Genomic DNA, 19,075 nt, shown 5'->3' with positions numbered 1-19,075 from the left:
TACTATTGCCTAATTTCCAGACGATAATTTTCTTTCAATAAATCCTGTATCAAATTTCCCTTCAATAAAATTCTCATCTGTAAGAAGACCAAGCTGAAATTCTATATTCGTATATACGCCGTTTATTACAAATTCGGACAAGGCCCTTTTCATTTTTTCAATGGCGTCCTGCCTTGTGGTCCCGTGGGTAATAACCTTCGCTATCATAGAATCATAAAAAGGCGGTATTTCACAGCCGGGGTATACACCGCTGTCTACCCTGAGCCCTAAACAGCCGGAAGGAAAAAGAACATAGGAGATTTTTCCCGGAGAAGGGATAAAGCCCTTCTCGGGATTTTCTGCATTAATACGGCATTCAATGGAATGGCCTCGGATTTCGATATCCTTTTGGGATATGGAAAGCTTTTCTCCTGCGGCTATGCGAATCTGCTCTTTCACAATGTCTATCCCTGTAATCATTTCTGTTATAGGATGCTCCACCTGAATACGGGTGTTCATTTCCATAAAATAAAATTTGCCGTCTTTATCGTAGAGAAATTCTATGGTACCGGCATTGGTATAACCTGCAGCTTTTGCTCCAAGGATTGCGGCTTCTCCCATTTGTTTTCTCGTTTCTTCTGAAATGCCGAGAGCCGGCGCTTCTTCCAGAAGCTTTTGGTTCCTTCTCTGCAAAGAACAATCTCTTTCCCCAAGATAGAGATAATTGCCATGTTCGTCGCATAAAAGCTGAACCTCTATATGGCGGGGGTTAATAATCATTTTTTCTATATAAATACCGTCATCGGAAAAATTAGCCATAGCTTCATTTTTGGCTGACAGGTAGGCGTTTTCCATTTTGCTTTTTGATTCAACAACCCGAATGCCTTTTCCGCCGCCGCCAGCAGAAGCTTTCAGCATAACGGGATAGCTCGATTCCTCTGCAAAGGCGTAAGCCTCATCAAGGCTTTTGATTGCCCCCTTGCTTCCCGGTATAACAGGAATACCAGCATCGGCCATCAGCTCTCTTGCCTTTGCCTTATTGCCTAAAAGGTCGATTGCAGAGGGCTCCGGCCCAATGAACTTTATATTGCATTCGCCGCACATAGACGCAAAAACGCTGTTTTCCGCTAAAAAACCAAAGCCTGGGTGTATGGCTTGAACATTCAGCTTACAGGCGGCGCTTAATATATTATGCATATTGAGATAGCTTTCCGATGATTTTGCAGGGCCTATGCATACAGCTTCATCTGCCATTTGGGTATGAAGGGCATCTCTATCCGCTTCGGAAAAAACCGCAACGGTAGATATGCCCATTTCACGGCAGGCTCTTATGATTCTTACGGCGATTTCGCCTCTGTTTGCAATTAATATTTTATTGAACATTCGATTGCTCCAATCAGCCAATGATAAAGGTAATCTCAGCCTCTGCGGCCTTTTTGCCATCGATATAAGCAGTACCCTTTCCTATTCCTGCGGATTTTTTAAGCTTTATTATGGATACTTCAAGCATAAGTACATCCCCCGGAACGGCCTTGCTTCTGAATTTTGCCTTATCTACCGCACCTAAATAGGCAATTTTTCCTTTATTTTCTTCCATGGATAATACGGCATAGGCTCCGGCCTGAGCTAAGGCTTCTATAATCAGAACCCCCGGCATAACCGGCTCCCCTGGGAAATGACCCTGAAAGAATTCTTCGTTCATTGTAAGATTTTTTTTGGCCGTAACCGATTTTCCCGGCTCCAGTTCCAAAATCCGGTCAATAAGAAGAAAAGGGTATCGATGAGGAAGAACGTCCATAATTTCTTTAATTTCTATCGGCATAATCCTACCTCCTATATAATCCTGAAAATCGGCTGGCCGTACTCTACCATTTCGCCGTCTTTGATGAATATTTCTGCTATTTCGCCTGATTTCTCTGAAGTGATTTCGTTCATCACTTTCATAGCTTCAACAATGCAAAGAATATCCCCTTCTTTTACCGTGCTTCCTACGGAAACATAAGGCGGCTTCCCGGGGGAATGGCTTTCGTAAAAGGTTCCCACAAGAGGAGATTTTACAATAAAGCCTTCTTTTACTTCCTTTTCCTCTACGGGAAGAATAGTGATAGGGCCTTCTTCTTTTATTTCAGGCACGGAAACTACAGGCTTTGAAGCTTCTTTTACGCTTCCTGTGCTGTTTTTATTCTTACTTAATCTTATTTCTGTATTTTCAAATTTCAAATCAAGCTCTGTAAGGCTGGATTTATCTATAAGGCTGATAAGCTCTTTTATATTATTGAAATCCATGGCTATTCCTCCCATTTCTTTAAGCAAATAACCGCATTATGGCCTCCAAAGCCAAACGAATTTGAAATTGCATATTTTATGTCCTTCTCGATGCCTTTTTTAGGCACATAGTTTAAGTCACAGCCTTCGCCGGGCTTTTCAAGGCCTGCCGTAGGCGGTATAAAACCATGTCTCAAAGCTTCTATACAGGCAATGGCTTCAACTGCCCCCGCCGCTCCAAGCAAGTGGCCCATCATGGACTTTGTAGAAGTAACAGGGATATGATAGGCATGGTCACCAAAGGTAAGTTTAATTGCATTGGTTTCAGCCAAATCGTTCGGCGGTGTACTTGTTCCGTGGGCATTGATATAGCCTATTTCTTCTTTGGCAATACCTGCTTCCCTTACGGCAAACTCCATTGCTAAAGCTGCTCCCGAACCGTCCGGTCTCGGAGAAGTCATATGGTAGGCGTCGCAGTTTGAACCGTAGCCTACAACTTCGCCGTATATGGTTGCACCTCTTTTTACAGCATGCTCGTATTCTTCAAGAACAAGCATTCCTGCCCCTTCCCCCATAATGAAGCCGTTTCTTTCTTCATCAAAGGGAATAGACGCTCTTTTCGGGTCTTCGGAAAGAGAAAGAGCTGTAAGAGCCGTAAAACCTGCGATGCCGATGCCCGTAATGGACGCTTCGCTTCCGCCGGCAAGAATAATGTCACTATATCCGTGCTTTATATTCCGATAAGCTTCTCCAATACAGTTGGCGGAGCTTGCACAGGCAGTTACAGAAGAAGTGCATATGCCTGTAATGCCAAATTTTGTGGCGATGTTTCCCGCGGCCATATTGGCTATGGCCATAGGAATAAATAAAGGCCCAACCTTGGAAGGCCCTTTTTCATTGAGCCTTATAATTTGCTCTTCCATAGTGGCAAGGCCGCCGATGCCTGAACCGCACATCACGCCAATACGGGGATTTTCTTTCATTGCTTCTTCCGTAAGGCCTGAATGGGCGATAGCTTCTCCTGCGGCATATATTGCATACTGGCTGAAAAGATCCATGCGCTTGGTCTCTTTTCTTTCCAGATACTTTTCTTTATCAAAATCCTTTACCTCTGCACCAAGCTTTGCCTTATATTCAGAGGTATCGAAGCTTTTTATAAAATCTATTCCAACGATTCCTTTTTTAAGGCTTTCCCAGTAATCAGAAAGATTGTTTCCTATGGGGCTAAGAACGCCCATACCTGTTACAACTACTCTTTTAAAACTCATAAAAGCCTCCTTAGCAAATAAGGTCTATCCTATCGCCAATTTGTCTTTATACCACTGTAAGCATTCGGCTTCAGAGGAATAAAAATTGACAATACTACTATTTCATATAAATTTAAGTATAAATTCTTAATTCATTACCATTCCGCCGTCAATATTTAATACCTGGCCTGTGATATACCTGCTTTCTGAAAGGAAATATACGGCTTCCGCTATATCTTTCATATTGCCGAAATGACCCATAGGGATATTCTCAAGCATCTTATTTTTTACGGTATCGCTTAATACCTTCGTCATATCCGTATCAATAAAGCCCGGGGCAACGGCATTACAGGTAATCCCCCTTGTGGCAAGCTCTCTTGCCGTAGCCTTTGTCATACCGATAAGTCCGGCCTTACTTGCGGCATAATTCACCTGCCCGATATTTCCGATTAGCCCTACAACGCTTGAAATATTAATGATGGCGCCGCTTTTTTGCTTCAGCATAACAGGGCTTGCATGGCGAATCATATTAAACGCCCCTTTGAGGTTCGTTTCTATTACTTTATCGAATTCTTCTTCCTTCATTCTCAAGATAAGATTGTCACAGGTTATTCCCGCATTATTTACAAGAACATCTACGGAACCGAATTTTTCCTTTGCGGACTCTATCAGGCTTTTTGCTTCGTCAAATTTTGAAACGTCGGCCTTTATTCCTATGGCAGAGCCGCCCAATTGATTCATTTCCTCTAACAGCTCCACAGGCAGGCCGCCTCTGTAATTAACGACGATATTATAGCCTTTTTGGGCAAATTCAAGGGCAATGGCTTTGCCTATTCCCTTCGAAGCTCCCGTTACAATTACTGTTTTAGGCATTTTTACCTTCCTTTATTTTCTGAATGGTCTTTTCAAAAGACTGGGCACTATCTACATTGTATATATTTACATCTTTGCTTATTTTCTTTACAAAGGAACAGAGGGTTTTCCCTGCGCCTATTTCGATAAAGGTATCAACTTCCTGTGAAAGCATATAACGAACGCTTTCTTCCCATTTTACGGGGCTTACCATCTGCAAAGGGAGGGTTTGTTTAATATCTTCCATTTCTTTTGCGCTGAAATTCGTAATGACAGGCACAGAAGGCGTGTTGATGTTGATGCTTTCAAGCTCTTCTGAAAGCTTTTCAGAAGCCTCTTTTAAATAAGGCGTATGAAAGGGACCGCTTACATTAAGCCTTACGGCTTTTCCTGCGCCATATGCTAAACAGAGCTTTTCTGCCCTTTCAAGAGCGTTTACTTCTCCTGAAATCACAATCTGCCCCGGTGCGTTGAAATTTGCCGGATAAACCTTTTCATCTGCTGTTGAAGCTTCTTCGCAGGCCCTTTGTGTAAGCTCCGGTGAAAGATTCAAAATAGCACTCATAGAGCCAAAGCCAGCTTTACAGGCGTTTGCCATGAGAAGCCCTCTTTTTCTTACAAGCCTTAAGGAATCTTCAAAGCTGAATGCTCCTGAATAAAAAAGAGCTGAATATTCTCCAAGGCTAAGTCCTGCTGCCATGGAAGCCTCTATATTTTCTTCTTTTAAAAGCGCTATAATGGCGGCGCTTACGGCAAGGAGAGCCGGCTGAGCATACTCTGTTTGATTCAGAGCTTCCCCGCCTTTAAAGCATATGTCCTTTAAAGAAAAATCCAATAAACTGTCGCCATGGTCAAAAATTTCTTTAAACAAAGGATAAGTATCATAAAGGTCTTTTCCCATGCCTTCCTGCTGGGCTCCTTGACCGCTGAACATAAAAGCTATTTTCATAGGCTTCTCTCCTTAGCGGTAAGGTTTAAAAAACCTTCCATTAAGCTTTCAAGAATTTCTTTGGCCGTTTCTTCTTTATTTACAAGGCCGGCAATCTGGCCGCTCATAAGAGAGCCGTACTCTGCGTCTCCGTCAATTACGGCTTTTCTTAAGGAGCCGACCCCGAGCTTTTCTATTCTTTCTATGTCCGGTTCTTCTTTGCGAAGCTCTTCTCTTTCAGCCGTATCGTATAATTTTGAAAGCTTATTCCGAAGCACTCTTACAGGATGACCTGTAATCTGGCTTGTTACGGTAGTTGAAATATCGTTTGCCTTTAAAACTGCTTTTTTATAATTATCATGAACGATGCATTCCTTTGCCACAAGAAATCTCGTTCCAACCTGAGCGCCTTTTGCGCCAAGCATAAATGCCGCCGCCATTCCCCTGCCGTCTGCAATGCCTCCGGCTGCTATCACGGGAATTTGAACAGCATCAACCACCTGAGGAACTAAAACCATTGTTGTAAGCTTCCCAATATGGCCCCCTGCTTCCATGCCTTCGGCAACGAGGGCATCGGCCCCCAGTTTCTCCATTTTCTTTGCTATGGCTACGGAAGGCACTACAGGGATTACCTTGATGCCGCTTGCTTTAAAGCTTTCCATATATTTTCCGGGGTTCCCTGCCCCTGTAGTAACGATGGGAACCTTTTCTTCACAAACCATTTGAGCCATTTCATCTGCAAAAGGCGAAAGAAGCATTATATTTACTGCAAAGGGCTTATCGGTGGTTTCTCTAAGCTTATGAATCTCTTTTCTTATAACTTCCGCAGGGGCATTCCCCCCAGCGATTATGCCTAAGCCTCCGGCTCGGCTTACGGCCCCTGCAAGAGAGCTTTCCGCAACCCATGCCATGGCGCCTTGAAAAATAGGATATTCTATATTAAGTAACCTGCAAATCTCAAAATCCATACTACACCTCTAAAATTAAAAAGCGGAAAGAAAAGCCCGGGAAATTCACCGTAAATCGTATTCACAGATAAAACCGAAAAATCCCATAAGGCTCTTGCTTAAAACGCTTTCTAAATTAATTTATTTCTTCTGCTCTTCTATCAGCTTAACAACGTCTGCAACGGTTACTACATCTTCGGCGTCTTCAATTTTTACGTCAAATTCATCTTCAATATCGTTTATAATCTGAAAAAGATCAAGGGAATCTGCTTCGAGGTCGCTTTGAATATTTGTTTCCATGGTAATTTCAGATGGGTCCTTACCTAATTGCTCAGCTATAATTTCTTTAATTTTTTCTAATATCATCTTATTTTCCTCCTAAATAATAATTATATTTTTATAATAACAGTACCCCAAGTCAGTCCTCCGCCAAAGCCTACAAGAGCAAGCTTTTTACCGCTTCCGATTTCAACCTTTCCTTCCTCCAGCATATCGCTTAAGGCTATGGGAATGGAAGCTGCCGTGGTGTTTCCATATTGATCTATATTGATAAAAAATCGGGATACGTCAATACTAAGTTTTTTTGCCATGTAATTTACGATTCTTGCATTTGCCTGATGGGGAACGATGTAATCTATATCCTTTAAATCAAGGCCTGCCTTAGAAAGGGCTCTTTTAATGCTTTCAGGCACTTCTTTTAATGTAAAATCGAATATTTCTCTGCCGTTCATTTTTATGTATTTTCCCATATTTGGCTGCTCTTTAGAAAATACCGTATCTACCGGCATATGGCCTCCGTATAAGGCCATTGCCTTATCGCCGCAGGAATTCATATCCTCGGATAAATAATGATTTTCTTCACAGGCCTGAAGGAGAACCCCTCCTGCTCCATCTCCGAAAAGAACACAGGTAGACCTATCAGTAAAATCAATCATCTTAGAAAGGATATCAGCGCCGATTACGGCTGCCGTTTTATATTTTCCCGATGAAATAAACTTTTCTGCGGTGCTTAGAGCATAAACAAAGCCTGAACAGGCGGCATTAACATCAAATGCAAAGGCATTTTTTGCCCCCGCTATATGCTGAACAAGGCAGGCCGTTGAAGGAGTAAGATAATCGGGGCTTATGGTTGCGACAATTAAAAGGTCAATATCAAGGGGGGATATGCCGCTTTTCTCAATAAGGCCCTTTAGTACCTCTCCCGCCATATAGGAGGTATTTTCCCCCGTTGATATATGGCGTTCTTTGATACCGGTACGGGATACAATCCATTCATCGCTGGTATCTACCATACGGCTCATTTCGTCATTATCTATTTTTCTTTCGGGAATGTATTTATGAGCGCAGACTATCCTGCAATTTTTCATGATATCTCTCCCTGATCGTTTTTTTCAATATAAGTTCTGAATAAAAAGCTGTGAAGGTTTGAAAGTGCAGAAAGGAGAATCCGCTCTTCTTCTTCGCTTAAGCCTGTTACCGCCTCTCTTACCATGTCCTTATGGAACTGCTCATGAACGCGGAAAAGGACCCTTCCCTTGCTGGTTAAGCCAAGCTTTACGACTCTTCTGTCGTCCTCGCTTCTTATTCTTATTACATATCCTTTTTTAACAAGGTTATTTATGGCAACCGTAAGGGTTCCGGCAGTGATGTTAAGCTTTTTTGCAACCTCGCTTGCAGTTTGCTTGGTATACATGCCTATGGCCTCTATGGTATGGACTTCTGTAATAGAAACATCGCTGAATTTACCGTTTTTGAGGGCGTCTTCCTCAATCGCCAGTATATCGTTAAATACCTCAACCATAAGTTTATTTATAGCAGATAAAGTTTCTTTCATAAGTGCCTCCATCGCCATTCTATTTGATAGTCAAATATTTTGATAATCAAATTATATTATCCTTTTCTTTTTATGTCAATATATTTTTCACATAGAAGTTTAAATACTTTTCTTTATAATATCTTATATATTGACTTTTTTGCATTAATACAATATATTTAAAATATACTTTGAGTATCAAAATAAATATAAAGGTTGTGATATATATGGCGTTTAATCCCTTTAAAATAGGAGAGCTTACGGCATCTGTGCCTATTATTCAAGGCGGCATGGGTGTTGGGGTAAGCCTTTCGGGCCTTGCCGGTTCAGTAGCGTCTGAAGGCGGCGTCGGTGTTATTTCCGCCGCTCAAGTCGGATATAATACAGACGGTTTTGAAAGCAATGCCCTTCGAGCTAACTTAAATGCTCTCGGCAAGCATATTAATTCAGCTAAGGAAAAAGCTAAAGAAGGCATTATCGGCGTAAATATTATGTGTGCCACGCAAAAATATGAGGAATATGTAAAGTGCGCCGCAGAAAACAAAGTAGATTTAATCATTTCGGGGGCAGGGCTTCCCATAAATCTTCCGGAGCTTGTGGAAGGCTCCATATCAAAAATAGCCCCTATTATCTCTTCTTTAAAGGCTGCAAAGGTCCTTTTAAAAACATGGGAAAAGCGGTATAAGAAAACTGCTGATTTAGTGGTTATAGAAGGGCCTAAAGCCGGAGGCCATTTAGGTTTTACAAAAGAAGAAGCCGAAGCCTGCAACAGCATGGATAATGAAATTGAATCCATATTGGAATTAGTCTCGGAATATGAAGATAAATTCAATAAAAAAATCCCCGTGGTTTTTGGCGGAGGCGTCTTTTTAAAAGAAGATATCAGCCACATGCTTTCTTTAGGCTTAAGCGGTGTTCAAATTGGTTCAAGATTTGTTGCCACAGAAGAATGCGACGCCCATGAAAATTTTAAGAATGCCTATGTAAAAGCAAAGAAAGAAGACATAGCCATAATAAAAAGCCCTGTGGGAATGCCCGGCAGAGCCATTATTACAGACTTTATAAGAAGCGTCATGGAAAAAAGAGAAGATATTAAAAAATGCTACGGCTGTATTAAAAGCTGCGACTACCGGATTACGCCTTATTGTATCTCAAAGGCCCTTATAAACTCTGTAAAAGGCGATATTCAAAACGGCCTTGTTTTCTGCGGGGCGGATACTTATAAAATAAACGAAATAACCACGGTTAAAAAACTTATTAGGGATTTGACCCAGTAGACTTAATATACAACAAAAGCCCTGAAGAGCTTATAGCTCTTCAGGGCTTTTAATCTTTTATCTTTCTATACAGATTATGGGTTAATGTTTACAGGTTTCTTCCTGTTTTACTTTAAACTTACTATACTATTTTTCGGATATTGTATAGATTGTTTACAAGCGCCCAGTTTTGTGCAAAGGATCTCATAACATTCCAATATCCGGCTCCCCTTAAGTTTTTCTCAGATATTAGATCAAGCTTTCCATTGATGCTTCTCACGTCCTCAAACCATGCAATATTTCGTCTTCCGCTGGGAATTGTATATTCAAAATAAGGCGATTGAGCCACTTCATCAAATTGTATTTGGGCGCCGTATCTTACGGCTAATTGTACGGCATACTCATTTCCTATGGCAGTCGCTGTAGTTACGCCGCTTTCATAAGGCAATGGCCATACATATCCATAATTGGGAATGCCTAAAAATATCTTATCTGCCGGTATTTCCGTAAGGGCATATTCCACTACCCTTCTCACCTGATTTAACGGCGCAACAGCCATGGGCTCACTGTAAGTATAGCCCCATTCATAGGTCATTAGAAGCACAGTATTTGCCGCTTCTCCTAAGGCTCTGTAATTATGTGCCTCATATAGCAAGCCCGGCTGGTCTGCAGATGTTTTAGGGGCTAAATCTACGTTTACGGTAAAGCCTTCTGCATTAAGCCTATTTGTAATATTTTGAACAAATCTTAAAAATTCCTCTCCGTCTTCAGGGTAGACGAATTCAAAATCAACATCAAGGCCTAGATAACCCTTGCTATGCATAGTATCTATAATATTATCTATTACTCTATTCTGCAAATTCAAATCGTTAAACAAAAGACTTGCCCTGTCTCCGCTGAAATGCCCGCTTTCATCGATAGACGATAAAAGCATAAAAGGAGCAACATTAAACTGATAGGCCAAGTTGATTAATTCATTATCCGGCGTGGTTATAAGGCTTCCATCTTCTCTGAAGCCATATCCAAAAATAGTAAGAATCGTTAAAAAAGGCAATGTTCTTCTTAATACTGTTCTGTTTATATGGGGATAAGCATATCCGTTTATACTTATGTCCCCTCTTTTTTCGCCTTCATAAGATATAACGATTAACTGGCCGGGCATTAAAAATGCCTGTGAAGCTAAATGGGGATTATTTTGATATAAATTCATAATTGTTGTTCCATACATTTGTGCAATTCCTGTAAGGGTATCTCCAATCCTCACAGTGTAAACCGTCGTAGGATAAAGGATAATAAGAGCCTGGCCTACCGCAAGCCCTGATCCATTGCTAAGGCCGTTGTTTTCTGCAATAATTGATACCGATACGCCAAATCTATTGGCAATTCCTGGCAATGTGTCTCCAGATTGTACAACATAAATTTCCATAAAGAAAACAACCTTTCCAAATATTTACTTTACATTCTATTCTATATATTTAAGTTTTATAACTTTATTAACAAAACAGCAGGCGGCTTTTAATTTTAATCAATGCAAAGCCTTCTGGTTTTATATTAAAAATTACAAGGAACATGGTTTTTTGCAGGGCATATACTGCAATAGGCAGACATAAACCTATATAGAAAATGATATTTTCCCGAAAGGAGATATGGAAAATTTGAAACCTTACAAGATTTGCGTTTACGCCATCTGTAAAAATGAAGAAAAGTTCGTAGACCGCTGGATGGATTCTGTAAGCGAAGCAGACATGGTTATCGTGACCGATACAGGTTCAACCGACAACACAGTAAAAAAACTCCGTGAACGCGGTGCTGTTGTTTATGAAGAAAAAATATCCCCATGGAGATTTGATAAGGCCCGTAATATTTCTTTAAATCATGTACCTGAAGACGCCGATATCTGCGTGGCAAACGATTTAGACGAAATTTTTGACCCCGGTTGGAGAGAAAAGCTTGAAGCTTTCTGGCAGCCTGAATATACAAGGGCACAATATCTTTTTACATGGAGCTTTAATCCGGACGGAACACCTAAAAAACAATATATGATGGAAAAAATACACAGAAGACACGGCTTTAAATGGGTTAAGCCTGTTCATGAAATTTTGGTATACTCAGGAGATGATGAAGAAAAAAGCATTTGGATACCCGGCCTTGTTCTGAACCATCATCAGGACCTTACAAAGCCCAGAAGCCAGTATCTTCCGCTTCTTGAGCTTTCCGTTGCAGAAAATCCCGAAGATGACAGGTCCATGTTCTGGCTGGGCAGAGAGTATATGTATAATAAAATGTATGATATGGCTATTAATACATTAAGACGCCATATAAACCTTCCTTCAGCAAAATGGTCGGAAGAAAAAAGCGCTTCCATGCGATATATAGCTAATTGCTATGAAGCCAAAGGCAATTCAGATGAAGCTAAAGCATGGCTTTATAAGGCAATCGGTGAATGCCCTCATGTACGCGAGCCTTATACTGCAATGATAAATCTGGGATATAAGGAAAATAACTGGCCCTTGGTTTATGCCATGGTAAAAAGTGCCCTATCCATAAAAAAAGGCACAGGAAGTTATCTTATGGAGCCGGAAAGCTGGGGGTATTTATTATATGACTACGGCGCAATAAGTGCCTACAGGCTTGGTCTATATGAAGAAGCAAAGGAATATGCCCTTAGCGCATTGGAATTCAGTAAAGACGATGAGCGGCTTAAGAGTAATTTAGCAATCATAGAAAGTAAATTAAAAGAATTGAATAGAAAGGATTGAGCCTATGAATAGCCTCAAGATATGCGTTTATGCCATATGTAAAAATGAAGCTAAATTTGTTGACGAGTGGATGGATTCCATGGGTGAAGCCGATCTTGTTGTCGTAACAGACACAGGTTCAACCGACGACACTGTAGAAAAGCTTAGAGCAAGAGGCGCAGTCGTACATGTGAATGAAGTTAAGCCATGGAGATTTGATAAAGCCAGAAATATATCCTTAGATCATGTTCCAGAAGATACAGATATTTGCATATGCACGGATTTAGATGAATTATTTAATGCCGGCTGGAGAAAGAACCTTGAAGAAGCGTGGCTGAATCATCAATCCTCTATCAAAGGCCCCACAGCAAAATGCGGAAGGTATCTTTATAATTGGAGCCTTAAGCCTGATGGAAGCCCTGATGTGCAGTTTGTTTATTTCAAGGTCCATGAACGCAAAGACTTTAGCTGGAAATGCCCTGTTCATGAATATGTATCTTATGACGGTCCCCTTCCTCTTGAAAAGATATTCATAGAAGGCATGGTATTAAGCCACTATCCCGATGCGGAAAAATCAAGAGGTTCTTACCTGCCGCTTCTTGAAATGGCTGTCGAGGAAGACCCAGATAGCGAAAGAATGCGTTATTATCTCGGAAGAGAATATATGTATAAAGGACATTGGCAAAACGCAATTGATACATTAATATATTTTCTTAATATGCCCTCTGCCACCTGGCGTGAAGAAAGATGTGCCGCCATGAGATGGATAGCCAAATCCTATCATAGTTTAAATGACAAAGCAAATGCCTATCGCTGGTATTATAAGGCCATAGGGGAAGCCCCTCATCTTCGGGACCCTTATGTAGAATTTGCAACTATGTGTAACGATTATAGAGACTGGCCTGCTGCTTATTTCCTTTTACAAGAGGCGCTTAAAATCACCGAAAAATCCAATGTATACGTAAACATGGGGTATTCTTGGGACCATACTCCCCATGATTTATGTGCTATTGCGGCATTTAACATAGGTCTTGTAGACATCTCCCTTGAACACGCAAAAAAAGCTTATGAAATCGCACCGGATATAGAGAGATTAAAAAACAATATAACCGCCATAGAAAAAGTTATAGAGAGCAAGAAATTATAATACAAAATCCGCAAATCAAAATAGATTTGCGGATTTTGCGGATTAAGCATATGCATTTGTATAAACATATGAATAAGGAGAACCTTCTTTTAAAATAGATAGCCGAAGGGTATGTTTAAAACTTATTCTCTGATTCTTTAAATAAGAGGGTAACCGTATTTGTCTCTGAAAGCCCCTAAAGCAATAAGGACTATGTCTATAAACCAGCCTATTCCGAAAAATCCTCCTGTAAAGAGCCATAAAAGCCCTGTTCCTATTTTTCCTACATAAAAACGATGGATTCCGCCAAAGCCTAAAAATATAGCTAAAAGAAGGGCTATCACCTTATTTTTATAAGGATAGAAATTAGGGGCACCGTAAAAATTATTATTTATGGTGTTATTGGGACCATACCCCGTGCCTTGCTGATCTTGATAATGATAGCTTCCGCTGGTATTGGCATGAGCATTGGGATTATACCCATTTTGGGGATTGTTATATCCTGCTTCCCCTGTATATTTACCCTTATTCTTTAATAATTCAGCAACATGCTCTTTGCAGTAATAATTACCGTCTACATTCACAAGGCATTCTTCGCAAAAAGGCTGATGGCACACGCTGCACGTACCTGAAGCCAGTTTGTTTGGATGTATATTACAATTCATATTAAGCCTCCCGCCTATATAATTTTCTACTGTTTTAACCAAATATAATTTAAATTTATAATATTTAAATATAGGAATATTTTTTTGTAACTCTATTTGGTTTTATATAAATATTTACGTGAACTTATAAAAAAAGACTGATGAATTTTTATAAGTTTATAATTATCTCATATTTATGGGCCAAACCTATAATTATTTGTTACATGCCTTCACACTTTTTTTAAAAATTAATATAGTATAATGTAATGCATTCGAAGAAATAGTAGATAAACTTAAAATATAGTAAATTTCTTATAAAGAAGGAACAAAAACCGATTCACTAGGGATTCATCGTTACCAAATAAAAAACAAGTTTGATAACGATAAGAAATCCCTCACTTAAAAAAATTTGCAGGCTTACGCCTGTATCCTTTTCCAAATTCGCGTAGTATAAAAATACGGATTTCCTTCGGAAACGGTATATTTTTAAATCCTCGTGAATATACGGTTTTGTTACGGTTTCACTTTAAATTTACTATGAGTTTGATACCTTCTTTTAAAAATGAATATATATCTTTCGTTTGCAGCCAAACAACAAGTAAAGGAGGCAAAAACATGGATTACCCCGTTGTAGAGGTTAAAAACATCAGCTTGAACTACCATGATCCCGACGGCGAAACAAAAGCCCTGAAGGACATCAGCTTTTCAGTTCACAGGGGAGACTTCATAAGCATAGTCGGCCCCAGCGGATGCGGAAAATCCACTCTTTTGTCAATTATAGCAAATTTATTAAAGCCATCAAAGGGCGAGGTCCTCATAAACGGAAAGCCCCTGTCTCAATCAGAAACTACCATCGGATATATGCTGCAAAAGGATCATTTATTTGAATGGCGCACCATATGGCAAAATGTCATATTAGGCCTTGAAATACAAAATAAGCTTACAAGCGAAGCCTTAAGCTTCGCAGAAAGCCTTCTGGAAAAATACGGTTTATATGACTTTAAAGATAAAAAACCTTCTCAGCTTTCCGGCGGAATGCGGCAGAGGGCGGCACTTATCAGAACCCTTGTTCTTGAACCGGAGGTTCTTATTTTAGACGAGCCTTTTTCAGCCCTTGATTATCAGACAAGACTCTACGTATGCGATGAAATCGGAACAATCATAAGAAAAGAAAATAAAACGGCTATATTGGTTACTCATGATATTTCCGAGGCTGTAAGCATATCGGACAAAGTCATTGTTCTGTCTAAAAGACCGGCAGTTATATCTGCCGTACACGATATAGAATTTGCTTCCAAAGTAAAATCTCCTATGAAAGCAAGAGAAGAGCCTGAATTCAGGCATTATTTCAATACTATATGGAAGGAGCTTGACCTGAATGTCTAGAGAGCACGCCGAATATATAAAAAAAATTAAGGCTAATCGCTTTTTGATAAAAATTACCCAGGCAATTATACTTATTGCTCTTTTTATCCTATGGGAATTGAGTGCAAGAGCAAAAATAATCGACCCTTTCATATTCAGCCAGCCAAGCAGAATGGCAAAAACCCTTGCAGAAATGCTGACGGCAGGTACATTATTTACTCATATAGGAATTACCCTTTTAGAAACCATCATAGGCTTTACTGTAAGCACTGTTTTGGGAACTCTTATAAGCATTGCCCTGTGGTGGAATAAATTTGCAGAGAAGGTTTTTAACCCTTATCTGGTTGTTTTAAACAGCCTTCCTAAAACGGCTCTGGCCCCTATCATCATCGTCTGGATAGGCAATAATATAAATTCCGTAATCGTAACAGCTGTAATGACATCAATCATCGTAACAATTCTTTCCGTCCTCACAGGCTTTCTTGAAGTTGACAAGGATAAAATTAAATTAATCTATGCCTTTGGCGGAACGAAAAAGCACGTGTTACAAAAGGTTATACTGCCTGCAAGTATCCCTATTATCATGAGCGCATTAAAAATAAATGTAGGCCTTAGCTTCGTAGGCGTAATGGTAGGCGAATTTCTTGTGGCAAAAGAAGGCCTGGGATACTTAATTGTCTATGGAAGCCAAATTTTCAAAATGGATTGGGTTATGCTTTCAATTCTTATACTCTGCGCATTGGCAGGCATAATGTACCAATTGGTAGTTTTAATAGAAAAGAAATTTATAGCCAATAAATTTTAAACAGTTTCTATCTGAATTTGATTATAAAACTTTATTTTTATAGAAAACATGTTTTTAAAGCTAAAGGGCGATGAACGCACCCCTGCAATAAAAATTACTTACTGCTTCATTTAAATTTATACTGAGCAAACTTGAAAAATGACAGAATTAAACAAAAGTAAACCATATAAGTCTTTTGCGGCCTTTATTTACTTGTTTTACTACAGAAAGGCCAGCTTATAAATCATTTTTTAAAAGAGCACTTCCCTAAGTTTTCCTATAACTTTAATACATTTAAAAGGATGCCGTAATTTATTACGGCATCCTTTTAAATGTATTATTATAGAAACAAAAATCTTTTATTGATTTTTAAGGGTATATTCAAAAATACTCTTTGCTATGGAAAGAGCTTTTTTAGTGCCGCCGGTATTCTCTGTAACTACTGCAACGGCTATTTTCGGGTCCTCTGCTGGAGCAAAAGCGATAAACCAGCCATGGGCTTCACCTGTTGAAACTTCGGCTGTTCCTGTTTTGCCGGCTATTTTTAAGCCTTCTATTCGAGCCCCTTTGCCTGTTCCGCTGTCAACAACCGCCGTTAGCATCTCCGTAAGCTCAAGAGCCTTTTCTCTTTCAAAAACCTGAGTGCGGATTTTAGGCAGTGTCCTCTGCTTTTCTCTGCCCCATTTTGACTCTATGCTCTGGCATATATAAGGCTCCATCATCTTTCCTTCATTGGCAACAGAAGATATAAGCATAGCCATATGCAAAGGAGTAACCAAAGTCTTCCCCTGCCCTATAGCGGTTTGTATCAGCTCCCCTTCTCCCGATTGTTCATCTAAGGAAAATTTTGAAGACACATGCTCAAGCTCAAAAGAATAGCGTTTATTAAATTCCGCTTTTTCAGCATATTGCCTTAAAATCAAAGGGCCCATTTCCGTAGAAATCTGAGAGAAGAACGTATTGCAGCTTACTTTAAGAGCCTGCGCAAGGTCTACGGTTCCGTGGGCTATAGAATCATAACATCTGATGGTGCTTTCTCCGAAGGTTGCAGAGCCTTTGCATTCATAGTGAAAATCATTTATATCAGGAATACTGTCCATGGCGGCCGATGCGGTTATGATTTTAAATATGCTGCCCGGAGGATAAAGCCCTTGAGCAGTTCTATTGATTAAAGGGCTGTTGTCATTATCTCCTATGAGCTTATCCCAATTTTCATAAATTGTGTTGGGGTTATAATCAGGATAGGAAACCATAGAAAGGATCTTTCCTGTTTTCGGCTCCATGACTACAACACCGCCTTTGGTCTCTCCCAGAGCGTTTTTCACAAGCTTCTGAAGGTCTGTATCAAGGGTTAAGTAAATGCTGTCCCCTTCTAAAGGCGTATCGTTTACAAGGTTTATAATTCTTTGAGCAACTTCAAAATCAAGATTCTGGAGATTAAAGTTAAATTTCGCTTCTGCTCCGCCTTTGGTATCCCCTATAAAACCAGCCGTATGAGCAAAAAGGCTTCCTTCCGGGTAATTTCTCTTATAGACTCCTTTTTCTAATATACTCTCGGCGATGATATTGCCGTTGGCGTCATAAATATTTCCTCTTTTTATTTTTGTATCAGTCATATTAAGCCTTGGATTATAGGTACTGTTTATGGTGTCTCTGCTGGTTAAAATAAACCTTCCAAGATAGAGGATAATCATCAAAAACATGAAGAAATAAAGCCAGAATACACGCCTTATATTTTTTTTCATATCATACATAAAATCACCCTACATCTTCTGCCTCGGCTTCACCCGAGTCTTTATAATACATGAACACCCACTGTAAAATACCAATCATCATGGCGCTTACAAGAATAGAGCTTCCGCCGTAGCTTATGAAAGGAAGGGTAACTCCTGTAAGCGGAATCAGCTTAATTGTGCCTCCCAGAATTAAAAAGGTCTGAAAGGCCATCATCGCCGTAAATCCTACGGCAAGGACGCTGTAATATCTTCTTTTGCATCGGAGGGCTATATGCGCACCTCTGTAGAAAATCATAATGTATATGCCTATAATACCCATACCGAAGATAGAGCCCATCTCCTCGCAAATAGCGGCAAATATGGAATCCCTCGCCACAACAGGCACATATCCTGGGAATCCTCTTGTAAGGCCGCTGCCGAGAAGACCCCATGTGCCTATGGCAAAAAGAGCCTGAACGATTTGGGTTCCTGTATTGTAAACATCCTTCCACGGGTCCTGCCATATGGCAACTCTTACTCTTACATGGGCAAAAAGCTTATAGGCAAAAATAGACGCTATGGTAGCCGAACCCATGGCAGAGGCAAAGAGAATCTCGCTTCCCGTAGAAACATACATCATTACAACATAGGTCATAAAAAATATAAGGGCTCCCCCTAAATCCTTCTGCAGAACCAATATGAGAACATAAAGGGCCGCCATGGCACTTGGAAATATAATCTGCTTAAAGCTTAGTTTCTTCCTAAAAACTGACGCAAGATAAAACACAAAAAGAAATTTGACGATTTCCGACGGCTGCAAATTCATAGAGCCTATTTTTATCCAATTAAAGGCGCCGAATTCCTCCTTTCCTATGAGAAAGGGGGTCAGTAAAAGAGCTAAGCCCGAAAAAAGATAAATATATTCAAGTTTTTCAAATTTAGGAACTATTTTTAAAAATAAAGGCATTGCGAAAATAGCGCAGAAGCCTACAAAATACCATATAAGCTGCTTCTGAGAAAGGCCTTCCCCTATTTTGGGAAGCCTTCCAAGGCGGGTAAGCATAATAAGCCCCGTATCCATAAGAAATATCATGCCGTTCCATATTAAAGGGCAGCTGCCTTTATAAAATTTATCTATGCCTATTTGGGCGGCAAAAAATAGGATTAATGCCCCCACCCCTATAACCAAAACCATAGGATTAAATGAAAATGTATCGGGGATATATGCAAGAATAAGAAATGCGGTAATGTGAAAAAACACAATCGTTACCCGTTGGTTTGAAACAGCCATATTTTTATTAAGCTTCCATATTTTTCTTTCGGCAGCGATATACCTTACCCCTTGCCATAAAAAGAAAACGATATAAAACACAAATAAATATCTTGTGAGCACTATGACTAAATCAAACATAAATC

The 19,075-nt window shown here is 39.9% G+C and carries 19 protein-coding genes; 5 read left to right on the top strand and 14 right to left on the bottom strand.

Annotation, left to right across the window (positions count from 1 at the left end; all coding sequences use genetic code 11):
- Window positions 1–9: 9 nt before the first annotated feature.
- From NBX03_RS07425 to NBX03_RS07380, 10 genes are all read right to left on the bottom strand, one after another.
- On the bottom strand, window positions 10–1,362 hold the full coding sequence (locus NBX03_RS07425) for an acetyl-CoA carboxylase biotin carboxylase subunit (protein WP_250230112.1): 1,353 nt from the start codon (window positions 1,360–1,362) through the stop codon (window positions 10–12).
- 13 nt (window positions 1,363–1,375) lie between these two features.
- Window positions 1,376–1,801: a 3-hydroxyacyl-ACP dehydratase FabZ gene (gene fabZ / locus NBX03_RS07420; RefSeq protein WP_250230111.1), complete on the bottom strand. Its 426-nt coding sequence runs from the start codon at window positions 1,799–1,801 to the stop codon at window positions 1,376–1,378.
- An 11-nt stretch (window positions 1,802–1,812) separates the two neighbouring features.
- Window positions 1,813–2,265, bottom strand: coding sequence for an acetyl-CoA carboxylase biotin carboxyl carrier protein (gene accB, locus NBX03_RS07415; protein ID WP_250230110.1), 453 nt, complete (start codon window positions 2,263–2,265; stop codon window positions 1,813–1,815).
- A 2-nt stretch (window positions 2,266–2,267) separates the two neighbouring features.
- The gene (fabF, locus tag NBX03_RS07410; RefSeq protein ID WP_250230109.1) at window positions 2,268–3,512 is read right to left on the bottom strand and encodes a beta-ketoacyl-ACP synthase II; all 1,245 of its coding nucleotides are present in this window, start codon (window positions 3,510–3,512) and stop codon (window positions 2,268–2,270) included.
- A 126-nt stretch (window positions 3,513–3,638) separates the two neighbouring features.
- On the bottom strand, window positions 3,639–4,364 hold the full coding sequence (gene fabG / locus NBX03_RS07405; RefSeq protein ID WP_250230108.1) for a 3-oxoacyl-[acyl-carrier-protein] reductase: 726 nt from the start codon (window positions 4,362–4,364) through the stop codon (window positions 3,639–3,641).
- A complete protein-coding gene (fabD, locus tag NBX03_RS07400; RefSeq protein ID WP_250230107.1) occupies window positions 4,357–5,292 on the bottom strand; it encodes an ACP S-malonyltransferase in 936 nt (311 codons plus the stop codon). Before fabD ends, fabG begins: the two co-directional genes overlap by 8 nt.
- Window positions 5,289–6,239: an enoyl-[acyl-carrier-protein] reductase FabK gene (gene fabK, locus NBX03_RS07395; protein ID WP_250230106.1), complete on the bottom strand. Its 951-nt coding sequence runs from the start codon at window positions 6,237–6,239 to the stop codon at window positions 5,289–5,291. The genes fabD and fabK overlap by 4 nt, the downstream gene beginning before the upstream one ends.
- Window positions 6,240–6,359: 120 nt before the next feature.
- On the bottom strand, window positions 6,360–6,584 hold the full coding sequence (locus NBX03_RS07390; RefSeq protein WP_250230105.1) for an acyl carrier protein: 225 nt from the start codon (window positions 6,582–6,584) through the stop codon (window positions 6,360–6,362).
- A gap of 23 nt (window positions 6,585–6,607) precedes the next feature.
- Window positions 6,608–7,585 (bottom strand): beta-ketoacyl-ACP synthase III, encoded by a 978-nt coding sequence (locus tag NBX03_RS07385; RefSeq protein ID WP_250230104.1) that lies wholly within the window; start codon window positions 7,583–7,585, stop codon window positions 6,608–6,610.
- Window positions 7,582–8,052 (bottom strand): MarR family winged helix-turn-helix transcriptional regulator, encoded by a 471-nt coding sequence (locus NBX03_RS07380; protein ID WP_250230103.1) that lies wholly within the window; start codon window positions 8,050–8,052, stop codon window positions 7,582–7,584. Before NBX03_RS07380 ends, NBX03_RS07385 begins: the two co-directional genes overlap by 4 nt.
- Before the next feature lie 206 nt (window positions 8,053–8,258).
- Between NBX03_RS07380 and NBX03_RS07375 the strand changes: the two genes are divergently transcribed.
- Entirely contained in the window at window positions 8,259–9,308 is a 1,050-nt protein-coding gene (locus tag NBX03_RS07375) for an NAD(P)H-dependent flavin oxidoreductase (protein WP_250230102.1), read from the top strand.
- A 121-nt stretch (window positions 9,309–9,429) separates the two neighbouring features.
- Here the strand turns inward: NBX03_RS07375 and NBX03_RS07370 are convergent, their stop codons facing one another.
- On the bottom strand, window positions 9,430–10,713 hold the full coding sequence (locus tag NBX03_RS07370; protein ID WP_250230101.1) for a LysM peptidoglycan-binding domain-containing protein: 1,284 nt from the start codon (window positions 10,711–10,713) through the stop codon (window positions 9,430–9,432).
- Window positions 10,714–10,933: 220 nt separating this feature from the next.
- Between NBX03_RS07370 and NBX03_RS07365 the strand changes: the two genes are divergently transcribed.
- Both NBX03_RS07365 and NBX03_RS07360 read left to right on the top strand, forming a co-directional pair.
- On the top strand, window positions 10,934–12,046 hold the full coding sequence (locus NBX03_RS07365) for a tetratricopeptide repeat-containing glycosyltransferase (protein ID WP_323373268.1): 1,113 nt from the start codon (window positions 10,934–10,936) through the stop codon (window positions 12,044–12,046).
- Between the two features lie 4 nt (window positions 12,047–12,050).
- Window positions 12,051–13,172 (top strand): tetratricopeptide repeat-containing glycosyltransferase, encoded by a 1,122-nt coding sequence (locus NBX03_RS07360; protein ID WP_250230100.1) that lies wholly within the window; start codon window positions 12,051–12,053, stop codon window positions 13,170–13,172.
- A 137-nt stretch (window positions 13,173–13,309) separates the two neighbouring features.
- On the opposite strand, the gene NBX03_RS07355 is transcribed toward NBX03_RS07360, so the two are convergent.
- A complete protein-coding gene (locus NBX03_RS07355; RefSeq protein ID WP_250230099.1) occupies window positions 13,310–13,816 on the bottom strand; it encodes an NINE protein in 507 nt (168 codons plus the stop codon).
- A 594-nt stretch (window positions 13,817–14,410) separates the two neighbouring features.
- On the opposite strand from NBX03_RS07355, the gene NBX03_RS07350 reads away from it, so the two are divergent.
- Together NBX03_RS07350 and NBX03_RS07345 are read left to right on the top strand one after the other, a co-directional pair.
- A complete protein-coding gene (locus tag NBX03_RS07350; RefSeq protein ID WP_250230098.1) occupies window positions 14,411–15,181 on the top strand; it encodes an ABC transporter ATP-binding protein in 771 nt (256 codons plus the stop codon).
- On the top strand, window positions 15,174–15,965 hold the full coding sequence (locus tag NBX03_RS07345) for an ABC transporter permease (protein ID WP_250230097.1): 792 nt from the start codon (window positions 15,174–15,176) through the stop codon (window positions 15,963–15,965). Before NBX03_RS07350 ends, NBX03_RS07345 begins: the two co-directional genes overlap by 8 nt.
- A gap of 338 nt (window positions 15,966–16,303) precedes the next feature.
- Here the strand turns inward: NBX03_RS07345 and NBX03_RS07340 are convergent, their stop codons facing one another.
- Both NBX03_RS07340 and NBX03_RS07335 read right to left on the bottom strand, forming a co-directional pair.
- On the bottom strand, window positions 16,304–17,698 hold the full coding sequence (locus NBX03_RS07340) for a peptidoglycan D,D-transpeptidase FtsI family protein (RefSeq protein ID WP_250230096.1): 1,395 nt from the start codon (window positions 17,696–17,698) through the stop codon (window positions 16,304–16,306).
- Between the two features lie 4 nt (window positions 17,699–17,702).
- The gene (locus NBX03_RS07335) at window positions 17,703–19,070 is read right to left on the bottom strand and encodes an FtsW/RodA/SpoVE family cell cycle protein (protein ID WP_250230095.1); all 1,368 of its coding nucleotides are present in this window, start codon (window positions 19,068–19,070) and stop codon (window positions 17,703–17,705) included.
- Window positions 19,071–19,075 lie beyond the last annotated feature (5 nt).

Origin of the sequence: Anaeropeptidivorans aminofermentans, from assembly GCF_940670685.1 — a bacterium.
Classification (GTDB): Bacteria; Bacillota; Clostridia; order Lachnospirales; family UBA5962; genus Anaeropeptidivorans; species Anaeropeptidivorans aminofermentans.
Note: the sequence above shows the minus strand (reverse complement) of the source record. Positions and strands in the feature narration are given on the sequence as shown.

Bases quoted from the DNA above. Each gene is read 5' to 3' on its own strand.
- NBX03_RS07425 (WP_250230112.1), bottom strand. From the start codon at position 1,362: ATGTTCAATAAAATATTAATTGCAAACAGAGGCGAAATCGCCGTAAGA.
- accB (WP_250230110.1), bottom strand. From the start codon at position 2,265: ATGGATTTCAATAATATAAAAGAGCTTATCAGCCTTATAGATAAATCC.
- NBX03_RS07355 (WP_250230099.1), bottom strand. From the start codon at position 13,816: ATGAATTGTAATATACATCCAAACAAACTGGCTTCAGGTACGTGCAGC.
- NBX03_RS07345 (WP_250230097.1), top strand. From the start codon at position 15,174: ATGTCTAGAGAGCACGCCGAATATATAAAAAAAATTAAGGCTAATCGC.
- fabZ (WP_250230111.1), bottom strand. From the start codon at position 1,801: ATGCCGATAGAAATTAAAGAAATTATGGACGTTCTTCCTCATCGATAC.
- NBX03_RS07365 (WP_323373268.1), top strand. From the start codon at position 10,934: ATGGAAAATTTGAAACCTTACAAGATTTGCGTTTACGCCATCTGTAAA.
- NBX03_RS07370 (WP_250230101.1), bottom strand. From the start codon at position 10,713: ATGGAAATTTATGTTGTACAATCTGGAGACACATTGCCAGGAATTGCC.
- NBX03_RS07385 (WP_250230104.1), bottom strand. From the start codon at position 7,585: ATGAAAAATTGCAGGATAGTCTGCGCTCATAAATACATTCCCGAAAGA.
- NBX03_RS07390 (WP_250230105.1), bottom strand. From the start codon at position 6,584: ATGATATTAGAAAAAATTAAAGAAATTATAGCTGAGCAATTAGGTAAG.
- fabK (WP_250230106.1), bottom strand. From the start codon at position 6,239: ATGGATTTTGAGATTTGCAGGTTACTTAATATAGAATATCCTATTTTT.
- NBX03_RS07375 (WP_250230102.1), top strand. From the start codon at position 8,259: ATGGCGTTTAATCCCTTTAAAATAGGAGAGCTTACGGCATCTGTGCCT.
- fabG (WP_250230108.1), bottom strand. From the start codon at position 4,364: ATGCCTAAAACAGTAATTGTAACGGGAGCTTCGAAGGGAATAGGCAAA.
- fabD (WP_250230107.1), bottom strand. From the start codon at position 5,292: ATGAAAATAGCTTTTATGTTCAGCGGTCAAGGAGCCCAGCAGGAAGGC.
- fabF (WP_250230109.1), bottom strand. From the start codon at position 3,512: ATGAGTTTTAAAAGAGTAGTTGTAACAGGTATGGGCGTTCTTAGCCCC.
- NBX03_RS07340 (WP_250230096.1), bottom strand. From the start codon at position 17,698: ATGTATGATATGAAAAAAAATATAAGGCGTGTATTCTGGCTTTATTTC.
- NBX03_RS07380 (WP_250230103.1), bottom strand. From the start codon at position 8,052: ATGAAAGAAACTTTATCTGCTATAAATAAACTTATGGTTGAGGTATTT.
- NBX03_RS07350 (WP_250230098.1), top strand. From the start codon at position 14,411: ATGGATTACCCCGTTGTAGAGGTTAAAAACATCAGCTTGAACTACCAT.
- NBX03_RS07360 (WP_250230100.1), top strand. From the start codon at position 12,051: ATGAATAGCCTCAAGATATGCGTTTATGCCATATGTAAAAATGAAGCT.
- NBX03_RS07335 (WP_250230095.1), bottom strand. From the start codon at position 19,070: ATGTTTGATTTAGTCATAGTGCTCACAAGATATTTATTTGTGTTTTAT.